At 74.0% G+C, this 13836-nt stretch carries 16 protein-coding genes; 13 read left to right on the top strand and 3 right to left on the bottom strand.

Going from position 1 to position 13836, the window contains the following annotated elements; genetic code table 11:
- The first annotated feature begins 82 nt into the window (after positions 1–82).
- From D7I43_RS25535 to D7I43_RS25500, 8 genes are all read left to right on the top strand, one after another.
- Positions 83–442, top strand: coding sequence for a histidine triad nucleotide-binding protein (locus tag D7I43_RS25535; RefSeq protein WP_120331112.1), 360 nt, complete (start codon positions 83–85; stop codon positions 440–442).
- A 26-nt stretch (positions 443–468) separates the two neighbouring features.
- The gene (locus D7I43_RS25530; protein ID WP_192902274.1) at positions 469–1815 is read left to right on the top strand and encodes a serine hydrolase domain-containing protein; all 1347 of its coding nucleotides are present in this window, start codon (positions 469–471) and stop codon (positions 1813–1815) included.
- A gap of 211 nt (positions 1816–2026) precedes the next feature.
- The gene (locus D7I43_RS25525; protein WP_120331110.1) at positions 2027–3085 is read left to right on the top strand and encodes a PhoH family protein; all 1059 of its coding nucleotides are present in this window, start codon (positions 2027–2029) and stop codon (positions 3083–3085) included.
- A gap of 15 nt (positions 3086–3100) precedes the next feature.
- The gene (gene ybeY / locus D7I43_RS25520) at positions 3101–3574 is read left to right on the top strand and encodes an rRNA maturation RNase YbeY (protein ID WP_120331109.1); all 474 of its coding nucleotides are present in this window, start codon (positions 3101–3103) and stop codon (positions 3572–3574) included.
- A complete protein-coding gene (locus tag D7I43_RS25515) occupies positions 3550–4956 on the top strand; it encodes a hemolysin family protein (protein ID WP_192902273.1) in 1407 nt (468 codons plus the stop codon). Before ybeY ends, D7I43_RS25515 begins: the two co-directional genes overlap by 25 nt.
- A complete protein-coding gene (locus D7I43_RS25510) occupies positions 4949–5335 on the top strand; it encodes a cytidine deaminase (RefSeq protein WP_120331107.1) in 387 nt (128 codons plus the stop codon). Before D7I43_RS25515 ends, D7I43_RS25510 begins: the two co-directional genes overlap by 8 nt.
- The gene (era, locus tag D7I43_RS25505) at positions 5332–6231 is read left to right on the top strand and encodes a GTPase Era (RefSeq protein ID WP_120331106.1); all 900 of its coding nucleotides are present in this window, start codon (positions 5332–5334) and stop codon (positions 6229–6231) included. The genes D7I43_RS25510 and era overlap by 4 nt, the downstream gene beginning before the upstream one ends.
- Before the next feature lie 224 nt (positions 6232–6455).
- Positions 6456–7574 (top strand): acyltransferase family protein, encoded by a 1119-nt coding sequence (locus tag D7I43_RS25500; RefSeq protein ID WP_120331105.1) that lies wholly within the window; start codon positions 6456–6458, stop codon positions 7572–7574.
- On the opposite strand, the gene D7I43_RS25495 is transcribed toward D7I43_RS25500, so the two are convergent.
- On the bottom strand, positions 7555–8379 hold the full coding sequence (locus D7I43_RS25495) for a DUF4097 family beta strand repeat-containing protein (RefSeq protein ID WP_120331172.1): 825 nt from the start codon (positions 8377–8379) through the stop codon (positions 7555–7557). The genes D7I43_RS25500 and D7I43_RS25495 overlap by 20 nt on opposite strands.
- A 102-nt stretch (positions 8380–8481) precedes the next feature.
- Here D7I43_RS25495 and recO point away from each other — a divergent pair, with 102 nt between their 5' ends.
- From recO to D7I43_RS25475, 4 genes are all read left to right on the top strand, one after another.
- A complete protein-coding gene (gene recO / locus D7I43_RS25490) occupies positions 8482–9324 on the top strand; it encodes a DNA repair protein RecO (RefSeq protein ID WP_120331104.1) in 843 nt (280 codons plus the stop codon).
- A 32-nt stretch (positions 9325–9356) separates the two neighbouring features.
- The gene (locus tag D7I43_RS25485) at positions 9357–10133 is read left to right on the top strand and encodes an isoprenyl transferase (RefSeq protein ID WP_192902272.1); all 777 of its coding nucleotides are present in this window, start codon (positions 9357–9359) and stop codon (positions 10131–10133) included.
- A 141-nt stretch (positions 10134–10274) separates the two neighbouring features.
- Positions 10275–10460, top strand: coding sequence for a hypothetical protein (locus D7I43_RS25480; protein WP_120331102.1), 186 nt, complete (start codon positions 10275–10277; stop codon positions 10458–10460).
- Positions 10461–10663: 203 nt separating this feature from the next.
- Positions 10664–10894: a thioredoxin reductase gene (locus tag D7I43_RS25475; protein WP_120331171.1), complete on the top strand. Its 231-nt coding sequence runs from the start codon at positions 10664–10666 to the stop codon at positions 10892–10894.
- 10 nt (positions 10895–10904) lie between these two features.
- Here D7I43_RS25475 and gndA read toward each other — a convergent pair whose 3' ends face one another.
- Positions 10905–12347: an NADP-dependent phosphogluconate dehydrogenase gene (gene gndA, locus D7I43_RS25470; protein ID WP_120331170.1), complete on the bottom strand. Its 1443-nt coding sequence runs from the start codon at positions 12345–12347 to the stop codon at positions 10905–10907.
- A 372-nt stretch (positions 12348–12719) separates the two neighbouring features.
- Here gndA and D7I43_RS25465 point away from each other — a divergent pair, with 372 nt between their 5' ends.
- The gene (locus D7I43_RS25465) at positions 12720–12959 is read left to right on the top strand and encodes a hypothetical protein (RefSeq protein WP_120331101.1); all 240 of its coding nucleotides are present in this window, start codon (positions 12720–12722) and stop codon (positions 12957–12959) included.
- Between the two features lie 113 nt (positions 12960–13072).
- Here the strand turns inward: D7I43_RS25465 and D7I43_RS25460 are convergent, their stop codons facing one another.
- Positions 13073–13768 carry a hypothetical protein gene (locus D7I43_RS25460; protein WP_120331100.1) on the bottom strand — a complete coding sequence of 232 codons (696 nt, stop codon included), beginning with the start codon at positions 13766–13768 and terminating at the stop codon, positions 13073–13075.
- Positions 13769–13836 lie beyond the last annotated feature (68 nt).

Below are 13836 nucleotides of genomic sequence, written 5' to 3'. Positions count from 1 at the left end.
CCTGCCGGACGGGGTCGGCGCCGCCGACGAGGGGCCCTTCCCGTCCCGGGAGCGCCGGCGGGGAGGCCCTTACACTGCGCGGATGGGATCCGACTGCCTGTTCTGCCGCATCGTCGCCGGGGAGATCCCCGCGACCGTCGTCCGGGAAACGCCCACCACCCTCGCCTTCCGCGACATCAGCCCGCAGGCGCCCGTGCACGTGCTGGTGATCCCGAAGGAGCACTACGCCGACGTCGCCACGCTCGCGCAGGGCGACCCGGCGCTGGCCGGTGAGGTGCTCGCCACGGCCACCGCCGTGGCCGAGGACGAGGGTCTGCTCGGCGACGGCTTCCGGCTGATGTTCAACACCGGGGCGTACGCCGGCCAGGAGGTGTTCCACGTGCACGCGCACCTGCTCGGCGGCGCACCGCTGGGCCCGATGCTGGCACGGAACCTCGCGTGAGCGTCCCGACGGACCGGCTGGACCGGATGGTGCGCCGGGTCCAGGCGGACGCCCGGATCCCCGCGGTGTCGGCGGCGCTGCACCGGGCCGACCGCCCGCTGTGGACCTGCACGGTCGGCGACACCGGCACCGACCGGCCGCTCGATCCCGGAACCCAGTTCCGCATCGGCTCGGTCACCAAGACCTTCACGGCCGTGCTCACGATGCAGTGCCGCGACGACGGTCTGCTCGACCTGGACGACCCGGTGGGCCGGCACCTGGAGCTGCCGGCGCACGGCGAGCTGACCGTGCGGCGGCTGCTGTCGCACACGGCCGGTCTGCAACGGGAGCCGTACGGCGACGTGTGGGACACGCTGAGCCCCCCGGACGCCGACCAGCTCCTGGCCGACCTGGCCCGGGCCGAGCGGGTGCTGCCACCGGCCCGCCGCTTCCACTACTCGAACCTCGGCCTGGCGCTGCTCGGGCAACTGGTCGGGCGGCTGCGTGGCGGCACCTGGGCCGAGGTGCTCGACGACCGGGTGCTGGCACCGCTGGGGCTGACCGCCACGACGGTCACCCCCGGGCCGACCGCCGCCACCGGGTTCCTCGTGGACGCGTACTCCGACGAGGCGCACCCGGAGCCGCCCACCGACTTTTCCGCCGTGGGGCCCGCCGCCCAGCTCTGGAGCACGGCCGGGGACATGGCCCGCTGGGCCGCGTTCCTGGCCGACCCGGCGGCCGTGGACCCGGCCGGCGCGGTGCTCGCCGCGGCGACCCTCGACGAGATGCGCTGGCCGGTCACGGTGACCGACGAGACCCTCTGGACCGGCGGCTTCGGGCTCGGGCTGATCCTCGTGCCGCAGGGCGAGCGCGTGGTGCACGTGGGGCACGACGGCGCGATGCCGGGCTTCCTGGCCGGCGTCTACGGCCGGCGCGGCGGGGAGGGCACGCCCGGGGCGATGGGCGCCGCCGTGCTCGTCTCCTCCGGCACCGCCGCGGAGGCGCTGGACCTGCCCCACCGGCTGCTCGCCGCGGCCGTGGAGCACGACCCGGCCGACATCGAGCCGTGGCGGCCGGGCCCGCCGGCGCCCGCCGGACTGCGGGGCGTCCTGGGCCGCTGGTGGGGCGAGGGGTACGAGTACGTCTTCACCTGGCACGACGGGTCGTTGCGGGCACGCGGCGCCGGCGACCCGCCGGGCCGGCCGCCGGCGGTCTTCGCGCCGGTGCCCGACCAGCCGGACGTGTTCCGCACGGTCTCCGGCCGGGAGGTCGGCGAGCTGCTGCGGCTGACCCGCGACGAGCACGGCGCGGTGGTGCGGATGCACTGGGCGACGTACCGGTTCACCCGCAACCAGGAGACCTTCGAGCGGTACGACTTCCGCGCCGGAGAGTGACGCCAGCCCGGCGGGCCGGCCCGTGATCCGGCCCGCCGGACGTCGTCTTTGTCGCATTTCGCCCCGGAGCTGCGGGCGGGTCGACGGGGGCGAAATGCGCACGGTGCCGCGGCTGTTGAACCGATACGATGGATGGAACGTCCGTACGCCGCGCCAGCAGGGCCGGCGCCGAGATCGAGAGCAGGTGGCACAGGGCCTCTCGGCCCGATCTATGACCGGCACCCCACCTCCCGGCCCGCCCCAGGTGCAGACCAGGATCACGGTCCCCGATCCGAAGATCATGGTCAATCTGCTCGGTGCGGGTGACGAGATCCTGCGACTCGTCGAACGCTCGGTCAACAGTGACGTGCACGTCCGGGGTAACGAGATCACCATCTCCGGTGCGCCCGCGGACAACGCCCTCGCCGAGCGCCTCTTCACCGAGCTGCTCGAACTCATCGAGAAAGGCGAAACGCTGACCACTGACGCCGTCCGGCGTACCGTCGGCATGCTCGAGCAGGGCAGCACCGAGCGGCCCGCCGACGTCCTGACGCTCAACATCCTCTCCCGGCGCGGACGCACCATCCGTCCCAAGACCCTCGGGCAGAAGCGCTACGTCGACGCCATCGACTCGCACACCATCGTCTTCGGCATCGGCCCGGCCGGTACCGGCAAGACCTACCTCGCCATGGCGAAGGCCGTGCAGGCGCTCCAGGCCAAGCAGGTCAACCGGATCATCCTCACGCGCCCGGCCGTCGAGGCGGGGGAGCGGCTCGGGTTCCTGCCCGGCACGCTCAACGAGAAGATCGACCCGTACCTGCGGCCGCTCTACGACGCGCTGCACGACATGCTCGACCCCGACTCGATCCCGAAGCTCATGGCGGCCGGCACGATCGAGGTCGCGCCGCTGGCGTACATGCGGGGTCGGACGCTGAACGACGCGTTCATCATCCTCGACGAGGCGCAGAACACGACGCCCGAGCAGATGAAGATGTTCCTCACCCGGCTCGGCTTCGGTTCCAAGATCGTCGTGACCGGTGACGTGACCCAGGTCGACCTGCCCGGCGGTACGACCAGCGGCCTGCGCGTGGTCCGGGACATCCTGGCGAACGTGGACGACGTCCACTTCGCCCAGATGTCCAGCTCCGACGTCGTACGGCACCGGCTCGTCGGCGAGATCGTCGACGCGTACGCCCGCTGGGACGCCGAGCGGGAGAACCAGCAGGCGAAGAGCGTGCACGCCGTGCCGGGGCGCGCCGCCGAGGGCGGCCGGTCCGGCCGGCGCCGCTAGATCAGGGGAATCCAGTTGTCCATCGAGATCGCCAACGAGTCCGGTGTCGAGGTCGACACCGACGCCGTGCTCGCCGTCGCCCGCCACGCCCTCGACGAGATGGGGGTCAACCCCCTCGCCGAGCTCTCCGTGCTGCTGGTCGACGTCGACTACATGACCGAGCTGAACCACCGCTGGATGGGGGGCGACGGGCCGACCGACGTGCTCGCGTTCCCCATGGACGAGGGCAGCGTCGACCACGGGCCCGGGGAGAGCGCCCCGGCCTCCGGCGAGCCGGCCCTCCTCGGTGACATCGTGCTCTGCCCCGAGGTGGCGGCCAAGCAGGCGGCGACCGCGGGCCACTCGGCCGCGGACGAGCTGCACCTGCTGACCGTGCACGGGGTGCTGCACCTGCTCGGGTACGACCACGCCGAGCCTGAGGAGGAGCGGGAGATGTTCGCGCTCCAGGCCCGACTGCTGTCCAGCTGGCGGTCGAGCCGGTCACAGTGATGTCCGTCCAGGCGTCCGCAGCCGGCGCCACCGCCGGCCTCCCGGACCTGCAACTCATCGTCTTCGCCGCCGGTCTGGTGGTGCTCGCCGGGCTGATCGCGATGACCGAGGCGGCGCTCGCCACGGTCTCGCCGGCCCGGGCCGCCGAACTGGCCCGCGACGGCGCGCGCGGCGCCCGGGCGTTGCAGGTCGTCGCGGGCGACGTGGTCCGGCACCTCAACCTGCTCCTGCTGCTGCGGCTGCTCGCCGAGCTGACGGCCACCACCCTCGTGGCGCTGGTCGCCGTCGACACGTTCGGCGCGGGGTGGCGGGCGGCGCTCGTCACCGCGGGCGCGATGACCGTGGTCAGTTTCGTGGTCGTCGGGGTCGCCCCGCGTACCCTCGGCCGGCAGCACGCCTATCCCGTGGGCCGGGCCGTGGCGCCGCTGGTCCGCTGGCTCGGGCGTGCCCTGAACCCGCTCGCCTCGCTGCTGATCCTCATCGGCAACGCGGTGACGCCGGGGCGCGGTTTCCCCGAGGGCCCGTTCGGCACCCAGGTCGAGCTGCGCGAGCTGGTCGACCTCGCCGAGCAGCGCGGCGTGGTGGAGCACGGCGAGCGGCAGATGATCCACTCCGTCTTCGCCCTCGGCGACACCATCGCCCGGGAGGTGATGGTGCCGCGTACCGAGATGGTGTGGATCGAGGAGGGCAAGACGCTCTCCCAGGCCCTGGCGCTGTTCCTGCGCTCCGGGTTCTCCCGCATCCCGGTGATCGGCGAGAGCGTGGACGACGTGCTGGGCGTGCTCTACCTCAAGGACCTGATCCGGCGGGTGCGCGGCGGCGACCCGGCCGCCGAGCAGCTGCCGGTCTCCGAGCTGATGCGCCCGGCCACCTTCGTGCCGGAGTCCAAGCCCGTCGACGACCTCCTCTCGGAGATGCAGGCCGCCCGCAACCACCTGGTCATCGTCGTCGACGAGTACGGCGGCACCGGCGGCCTCGTCACCATCGAGGACATCCTCGAGGAGATCGTCGGCGAGATCACCGACGAGTACGATGTCGAGCGCCCGCCGGTCGAGCGGCTGGAGGACGGGTCGGTGCGGGTCACCGCCCGGCTTCCCGTGGAGGACCTGGGCGAGCTGTTCGACACCGAGCTGCCCACCGACGAGGTGGAGACGGTCGGCGGCCTGCTGGCCCAGTCCCTGGGTCGGGTGCCGATTCCCGGGGCCCGGGTCGAGGTGGCCGGTCTGCGGCTGCTCGCCGAGGGCACCACGGGCCGGCGCAACCGCATCGACACCGTGCTCGTGAGCCGCGTCGAGCCGGCCGACGAGCAGCAGAGCCCGGGGCGCACCGAGTCCCGGGGCACCGAGAACCAGATCGAGGAGAGGCAACCCGCCGATGCCTGAGTCGCCCGCCGCACCCGCCGCCCGGCCCACCCCGGCCGCACCGGTCGAGCTGAGCGCCGAGGACGCCAAGCTGGTCGTCCTGGCCCGCGGCGCCCGGGGCCGGGTGGGAGCCGTGGAGGGCGCGGCGGTCCGCGACCAGGACGGCCGGACGTACGCGGCGGCCAGCGTGGCGCTGCCCTCGCTGACCCTCACCGCGCTCCAGTTGGCGGTGGCCTCGGCGGTCGCCGCCGGCGCGACCCGGCTGGAGGCCGCCGCGGTCGTCACCGAGGCGTCGACGCTCGACGGCGCCGGCCACGCCGCCGTCCGTGACCTCGCCACCGACGCGCCGATCCACGTGGCCGCGCCCGACGGGGCCGTCCTCGGCACGGTGGTCGAGTGACCGGCAGCCCGCAGGAGCGCCCCTACCGGGCCGGTTTCGCCTGCTTCGTGGGCCGGCCCAACGCCGGCAAGTCCACGCTGACGAACGCCATCGTCGGCCAGAAGATCGCGATCACCTCGAACAAGCCGCAGACGACCCGCCACGTCATCCGGGCCGTCCTGCACCGGCCGGACTCGCAGCTCGTCCTCGTCGACACCCCCGGCCTGCACCGCCCCCGGACGCTGCTCGGCGAGCGTCTCAACGACCTCGTCCGGCAGACCTGGAGCGAGGTCGACGTCATCGGGCTGTGCATCCCCGCCGACGAGCCGGTCGGGCGGGGTGACCGGTTCATCAGCGGCGAGCTGGCCGAGCTGAAGGCCACCGTGCTGGCCGTCGTCACGAAGACCGACCTCGTGGACCGGCAGCGGCTCGCCGAGCAACTGCTCGCGGTGAGCCAGCTGGGCGAGTTCGCCGACGTGGTGCCGGTGAGCGCCGTCTCCGGGCACCAGATCGACACCCTGGTGGACGTGATGACCGGCTACCTGCCGGCCTCCCCGCAGCTCTACCCGGACGACATGCTCACCGACGACCCCGAGCAGGTGCTGGTCGCCGAGCTGATCCGGGAGGCGGCGCTGGAGGGGGTCCGCGACGAGCTGCCACACTCCATCGCCGTGGTGGTGGAGGAGATGATCCCCGAGGGCCAGCTCATGCGGATCTACGCCGACGTGTACGTCGAGCGGCCCAGCCAGAAGGCGATCGTGATCGGCCACCGGGGCAGCAGGCTCAAGGAGGTGGGCGCCACGGCCCGCCGCCAGATCGAGGAGCTGCTCGGCACGCGGGTCTACCTCGACCTGCACGTCCGTGTGGCCAAGGACTGGCAGCGCGACCCGAAGCAGCTGCGCAAGCTCGGCTTCTGACGCCGGCGCGACAGGTTCGCTCGACGATCGGCCGGGCGGCCCGTCCGAACAGCTGATCGGCATCGGTCATCGGGTCGGCGGACGCGACCCGGACGGCGGCCACGGTGATCCGGATCGGTCCCTGCTATGGGCCTTTTCACCTCTGGATGGGGAGTCTGGCCGTTTGCCGGCCGCGGGGCGGAGGGTAGGAGAGATCCGTCGCGCCCCCGACCAGATGCAGGCTGATGCGAAACAGATACCTGGACCTGCTCCGCTTCCTGGCCATCGTCCGCGTCGTCGTCTACCACGTGACCGGCCTCGCCTCGCTGACCCTGGTGTTTCCGGCGATGTCGGTCATGTTCGCGCTGGCCGGGTCGCTGATGGCCACCTCGCTGGCCCGGTCCGGGTCGGCGGCCGTCCTGCGCCGGCTGCGTCGCCTGCTGCCCTCGCTGTGGGTGCTGGCCGCCGTCGTCGTGCCGGCGATGCTGCTCAGCGGGCTGCCGTTGACGCCGCGCGTCCTGCTGTGGCTGTTCCCGGTCTCCGACCCGCCGGCCAACGACTGGGGCGCGTTGGCGCTCAGCCCCATCTGGTACCTGCGCGACTACCTCTGGTTCGTGTTCGCCTCGCCGATCGCGCTCTGGTTCTTCCGCCGGGCGCCGCTGCCCACCCTGCTGGCGCCGTACGTCCTGCTGGTGGTCATCGAGTCGGGACTGTGGCCGACGGCGCCCGGCCCGTACCGCGAGTTCGGCCTCTACTTCGGCGCCTGGATGCTGGGCTTCGCCCACCAGGCGGGGATGCTGCGCCGGCTCGCCAACCGGGTGCTCGTGCCCGTGGCGCTGGCCCTCGCCGCGGCCGGCGGGGCCTGGATCCTCACCCACCCCGGTCCCCGCGGCTTCGACCTGAACGACAACCACCTCGGCAACGCCCTCTGGTCGGCGGCGTTCATCCTGGTCGTGCTCGGACGGGGGCCCTCCGGTGCGGCGTGGGTCGACCGGTTCGCACCGTTCGGGCGGGCCGTGACCGTGCTGAACCGGCGCGCGCTGACCATCTACCTCTGGCACATGCCGTTCGTGGTGGTGCTCACCCCGCTGTTCGACGGGGTGGGTTGGTCCCACGAGGACCCGCGCGGCCTGGCGATCCGGGTGGTGCTGGTCTTCGCCCTGGTCGGCCTCGTGACCCTGGCCGTCGGGTGGGTGGAGGACCTGGCCGCCCGGCGGCGACCGGAACTGCTCCCCGGCGGCCGACGCCCGGCGACGTCCGCTCCGCCGGCGACGGCCGCCGCACGGCCGGACGCGGACCGGGTTCCGGCGCAGCGGACCACGCCGGAGACGGTCACGGCCGAGGTCACCGCTGGCCGACGTTGATGTCGCCGCTGGTGGTGCTCACGTCCAGCATCAGCGTGGCGGCCGGGTCGTTGGTGACCGTCACGTGCTCGTCGCCCGAGTTGGCGTGGGCACGCACCCGGTAGGGGCCGGCCGGTACGACGACGTCGACGTCGCCACTGGTGGCGTGGGCCCGGACGGAGGCCGGCTTCTCCATCTCGATGACGACGTTGCCGGACCGGGCCTCGGCGTCCAGCGCGCCCTCGACCCGGCGGGCGGAGATGTCACCGGAGGAGGCGCGCAGCGTCACCGCGCCGGTGGCCTCGGACACGTCGATGTTGCCGGAACTCGCCTCGACCCGTACCGGGCCGGTGGCGCCGCTCAGCCGGACGTCCCCCGACCGCACCTGGAGCTCCACGGCGCCGACGTGGGTCAGCTCGACGTCGCCCGAGCTGGTCTCGCCCTTCACGGCCACGCCCGCGGGAGCGGTCACCTCGTACGAGACGGTGCACCGCATGCCGCACTCGGTGTCCAGGACCAGTTCGCTGCCCTTGACCTCGTACTTCGCGTCCGGCTCGGCGCCCTGGTAGCGCACCACCCGCTTGATCCGCACCTCCGACTCGGGGCCCGTCGCCCGCACCACGACGTCGCCCGCGCCGGGCAGCACCCGGATCGTGTCGATCCGGGCGGTCTCGGTGTTGTCGAAGTCCAGCCGCCGGTAGGACAGGTTGTCGCACCCGGAGAGCAGGATGAGCGCGGCGGCCGCGCCGAGCGCGACCGGGGCGGCGGCACGGCGCCGGTTCCCGGGGTCGCGGTGGACGCCGTCGGTGGTGGCTTGCAGGGTCATGGCGAGCACGCTACGGCCGGCCCCGCCGGGGACGCATCCGGGTTCGTCCGGCCCCGCACCCCGAGCCGACCCTGATTTCGGACCCCGAGGGAGAATGCCCGTATGGCCGGGTACCGCCGTCAGCTCTACCGCGACGACGCGGTGGTGCTGCGCGTGCAGAAGCTCGGCGAGTCCGACCGGATCATCACGCTGCTCACCCGCCGGCACGGGCGCATCCGGGCGGTCGCCCGCGGGGTGCGGCGCACCACCAGCAGGTTCGGGGCCCGGCTGGAGCCGTTCGGGCACGTCGACCTCCAGCTCGCCGGCGACCCGAAGGGCAACCAGGGCAGCTCCCTGCACACCGTGAGCCAGGTCGAGGGGATCGACCTCTACGGCAAACGCTTCCTCGGCGACTACCCCCGCTACACGGCCGCCAGCGCCATCGCGGAGACCGCCGAACGGCTCACCCCGGTCGAGCGGGAGCCCTCCCTGCGGCTGTTCCAGCTCACGCTCGGCGCGCTGCGGGCGCTCGCGGAGGGCGGCCACGCCACGACCCTGGTGCTCGACGCGTACCTGCTGCGGGGGATGGCCCTCGCGGGCTGGGCCCCGGCGCTGGTCGCCTGCGCGGTCTGCGGCACGCCGGGGCGGCACCGCGCCTTCTCCGTCCCGGCCGGCGGCGTGGTCTGCCCGGACTGCCGCCCGCCCGGCGCGGCCCACCCGGCCCCGGCCACCGTCGACCTCATGTCCGCGCTGAGCAGCGGCGACTGGCGGACCGCCGACGCCGCGGAGGCGGCCGTACGCCGGGAGTGCAGCGGCCTGGTCGCGGCGCACCTGCAGTGGCACCTGGAGCGCGCGCTACGCTCGCTGCCGCTGGTCGACCGGGGCGCCCCGGCGTCCAGCGCCGGTGGCGTGAGCAGGGAGTCCGGCGCCGGTGGCGCGAGCAGGGAGTCAGGGAGTAGCGAGTGATCCGATCCGCGAGGGCCGACCGGCGTCAGCCGGTGCCGCCGACACCGCACCCGTCGGGTGCCCGGCCGCCGGCGCTGCCTCCCGAGGCGGTGCCCCGGCACGTCGCCGTGGTGATGGACGGCAACGGCCGCTGGGCCAAGGAGCGCGGGCTGCCGCGCACCAAGGGCCACGAGGCGGGGGAGTTCTCGCTCTTCGACACCATCGAGGGCGCCATCGAGCTGGGCATCCCGTACCTGTCGGCGTACGCCTTCTCCACCGAGAACTGGCGGCGCTCGCCGGACGAGGTCCGCTTCCTCATGGGCTTCAACCGGGACGTGATCCGCCGCCGTCGCGACCAGCTCGTCGACCTGGGCGTCCGGGTGGTGTGGTCGGGGCGGGCGGGGCGGCTGTGGAAGAGCGTCATCTCCGAGTTGCAGACCGCCGAGGAGATGTCGCGGGGCAACTCGACGCTCACGCTGCAGTTCTGCGTGAACTACGGCGGGCAGGCGGAGATCGCCGACGCCGCGGCGGCCATCGCCCGGGACGTGGCGGCCGGCCGGCTCGACCCGGGCAAGGTCAACGAGAAGACCGTGGCGAGGTACCTGTACCACCCCGAGGTCCCGGAGGTGGACCTCTTCCTGCGCCCTTCCGGGGAGCAGCGGACCTCCAACTTCCTGCTCTGGCAGAGCGCGTACGCCGAGCTGGTCTTCCTCGACACGCTCTGGCCGGACTTCGACCGCCGGCACCTCTGGTACGCCTGCGAGCTCTACGCGCAGCGCGACCGTCGCTTCGGCGGCGCGCTGCCCAACCCGGTCGCCCCCTCGACCTGAGTCGCGCCTCCGGCGCGCCGGGGGCCCGCGTCCACCCGGGCCCGGTCGCGTGCCCGCCGGCGTCGCCGCCCCGCCGACGCTTACCTGGTCGTCACGCTGGGTATCACTCTGCGCAGGAGCCACTGACGGAGGTGAACCCACATGATCCAGAAGCGCATCGCCCAGTGGGCGTTGATGGCGGTGGCCGTGCCGCTGGCCGCGGCCGGCGCCCGCCGGCTCAGCCACACGCTGGAGGCCCGTCGCGGTCCCTCCGGGGTGACCCGGCTGCTCACCAAGGGCGCCGACCTCCTGCGCCCGCGGAAGGCCAAGCGCCGCCGGTTCTGGTAACCGCCCCCGGTCTCGCCGATCATGCGGTTGTGGTGCCCCGCGAAGGCGGCGTGTCCGTACGGAACGGGCACCACAACCGCATGATCCACGGGGCTGGGCGGGCGGGGCGGGGTCCGGCGTTCGCGGGGTCGGGCGGGGCTGCGACGCCTAGGATCGACAGCGCGGGGCGTGTCGCGGGGGTACGCCCCGACGCGGGGGTGGGCATGCGGGATCTCCGGTACGAGATGACGGCCGCCTTGGCCGGCGAGGGTCTGGTCGACGCCGCCCAGCGGGAGCGGGTCGCCGAGGTCTGCGCCGGGGTGGCCGAGCGCTACTGCGCCGAGCTGGGCCACACGCCCGCCATCCGCTCGGGCGAGATCGGCGAGCTGGCCCACGGGGAGCCGGCCGCCGGCTGGGCGCCCACCGCGCCGGAGGAGACCCAGCGAGCCTGGTGAGGCCGGCGGCTCAGGCCTCCACTTCGGACCGGTCCCCGGCCCAGAGGGTGTGGAACGTGCCCTCCCGGTCGACCCGGTGGTAGGTGTGCGCGCCGAAGTTGTCCCGCAGTCCCTGGATCAGCGCGGCGGGCAGCCGCTGCGCGCGCAGCGCGTCGAAGTACGCCAGCGAGGAGGCGAACGCGGGCGTCGGCACGCCGGCCCGCGCCGCGTCGGCCACGACCCGCCGCCAGCTCGGCACACCCGCGGCGACCGCGTCGGCGAAGTACGGAGCCACCAGCAGCGTGGACAGGTCGGGCTGCTCGTCGTACGCCTGCCGGATGCGGTCGAGGAACCGGGCCCGGATGATGCAGCCGCCCCGCCAGATGGTGGCCGTGCCCCCGAGGTCGATGTTCCAGTCGTACTCCCGGCTGCCGGCGCGGATGTGGTCGAAGCCCTGCGCGTACGCCACGATCTTGCTGGCGAGCAGCGCCCGCCGGACGTCCTCGACGAACGCGTCCCGGTCGTCCACCCGCCACGTCGCTCCCGCGTCGGGGAACGCCGCACGGGCCGCCTCGCGCTGGTCGGCGTGGCCCGACAGCGAGCGGGCGAACGTCGCCTCGGCGATGCCGGTGATGGGGATGCCCAGGTCGAGGGCGCTCTGCACGGTCCACCGGCCGGTGCCCTTCTGCTCCGCCCGGTCGAGCACGACGTCCACGAACGGGCGGCCGCTGGCCGCGTCGGTGTGCGCCAGCACGTCGGCGGTGATCTCGATGAGGAAGGACTCCAGCTCGCCGCCGTTCCAGCCCCGGAAGATCTCCGCGATCTCGGCCGGCTCCGCGCCCAGGCCGGCCCGCAACAGGTCGTACGCCTCGGCGATGAGCTGCATGTCGGCGTACTCGATGCCGTTGTGGACCATCTTCACGAAGTGGCCGGCGCCGTCCGGGCCGATGTGCCGGCAGCACGGGACGCCGTCCACCTGGGCCGCGATCTTCTCGAAGATCGGCCCGAGCTTGCGGTACGACTCGTCGGAGCCGCCGGGCATGATGCTCGGCCCGTGCAGCGCGCCCTCCTCGCCCCCGGACACCCCGGTGCCGACGAAGTGGAGGCCGTGGTCGCGCAACGCCTCCTCCCGGCGGCGCGTGTCGGCGAAGTGCGCGTTGCCGCAGTCCACCACGATGTCGCCCGGTTCGAGCAGCGGGACCAGTTCGTCGATGACGGCGTCGGTGGGTCCGCCGGCCTTCACCATCACGATCACCGCGCGGGGGCGTTCCAGCGCCGCCACGAAGTCGGCCATCGACTCGGCGGGCACGAACCGGCCCTCGCCGCCGTGTTCCGCCACGAGACTGCGGGTGCGCTCCGGCGAGCGGTTGTGCACCGCCACCGTGAAACCGTTGCGAGCCAGGTTCCGGGCCAGGTTGCGGCCCATCACCGCCAGCCCGGTGACCCCGATCTGCGCCGTCGCCCGCTCCGCCATGCCCACGCCACCCTTCCCGTCCGGTTGCCCGTGCTGCGACCGTAGCGCGGGCGGTGCGGACGCGGGCCCGGGATGTCGACGCCCGGTGCGGAGGGGGTGACGATCGGTGCTCGCCTCCGCCGGTCCGCCTCGGTTCCGCCAACCGGTGCGGTAATTCGGCTGCGCGACGGCGGGCGTCCGGTTAGCGTGTCGGCATGCGTAACTGACGCCCGTTCCACCGAGCCCCGGTCCGCCGCCGTTCGCGCCGCGGACCCGTCCGCTCCGGGCGTCCGCATCCTTCCGCCGCCGTCACTCGCGGCGTCTCCTGTCGGACCCCCGGGGCCTGCCCGCTCGCCGCGCCCGTCCGGCGCCCCGACAGTCAGGAGGCAGCGTATGCCCGCCAAGCGCAGTCCGAAGAAGTCCCGCAAGCCCGTACCGGCGTCGTCCCAGGTGGACGTGACCCCGCCGGATCTCGACGCCCTCACCGTGGCTCCCGTCGCGCCGGTGGCCCTGCCCGGGCGGCCGGACACGCCGCCGCCGAAGGCCGGCCCGCCGGCCGGCCGCGACGCCCGCCTCAGCGGGCGCAGCCAGCGCGCCGGCCAGCAGCGGTTCTACGCCTTCCGGCGGAGCTGACACGGGCTCACCCCGCCCGGCCGGGCCGCGGATCCCCGCACCGGCCGGGCCGAGCCGGTCCGGGGCGGGGCCACGTCCCGCCCCGCTCCCGTGGCCCCGCCCGCTCCCACGGCTCAGGCCGTCGCGGGCGCCGGGGTCGCGGCTCCGGCCGGTGCCTCGACGGCACGGGACCGCCCGACGCCGAGCGCCAGACCGACGAAACCGGCCACCACCAGCACACTCACCACCATCTTGAGCGGGACACCGGTGCCGACCAGGTCGAGCACCTGCCCGGTGGTGAGGACGAGCGGCACCCAGAGCGCCACCAGCCGGGCGCGCCACGCGCCGAACGCGAGCACGAGGAGCCCGACCATCCAGCCGAGCAGCCACACGGCGAACGACGTCGTCACGAAGGCGTCCCCGTCGATCGCGGTGGTGACCGGCCGGACGGTGTCGGCGTCCACGCCGGCGCCGGCGAGCGCACCGAAGAACGCGTTGTACTGCCACAGGTGGACGGTGGAGAAGTAGAGCCCGAGCAGCGCCGCGGCGCCGCCCACGGTGGCCGCCAGCGGCCTGCGCCGGCCCAGCGTGGCGGCCAGCCCGAGTGTGGCCGGTAGCAGCAGCAGATGGGCCAGGGCGAACAGGGCGGTCTCGAACCGCCACGCGCCCAGGTGCCCGGCGGCCGCCACCACGTTCTCCGCCGTGTCGGACACGTCGTCGGGGAACATCAGCCAGTAGAAGGCGTTCCCGGCGCCGTACACGACGCCGCCGGCGAGCAGGGCGGCCGCCGTGAGCCGCCGGCTCCGGTCCCGTCCGGTGCTGTCGTCCATCGGTGTCTCCTTTCCGAAGTCGTGGCAGGGACGCTAGGAGCCGCGGCGGGCCGGGTCGTCGGTGCGGA

It is taken from the genome of Micromonospora globbae (assembly GCF_003610785.1).
Classification (GTDB): Bacteria; Actinomycetota; Actinomycetes; order Mycobacteriales; family Micromonosporaceae; genus Micromonospora; species Micromonospora globbae.
This window is presented reverse-complemented; position numbering and strand designations above follow the sequence as displayed.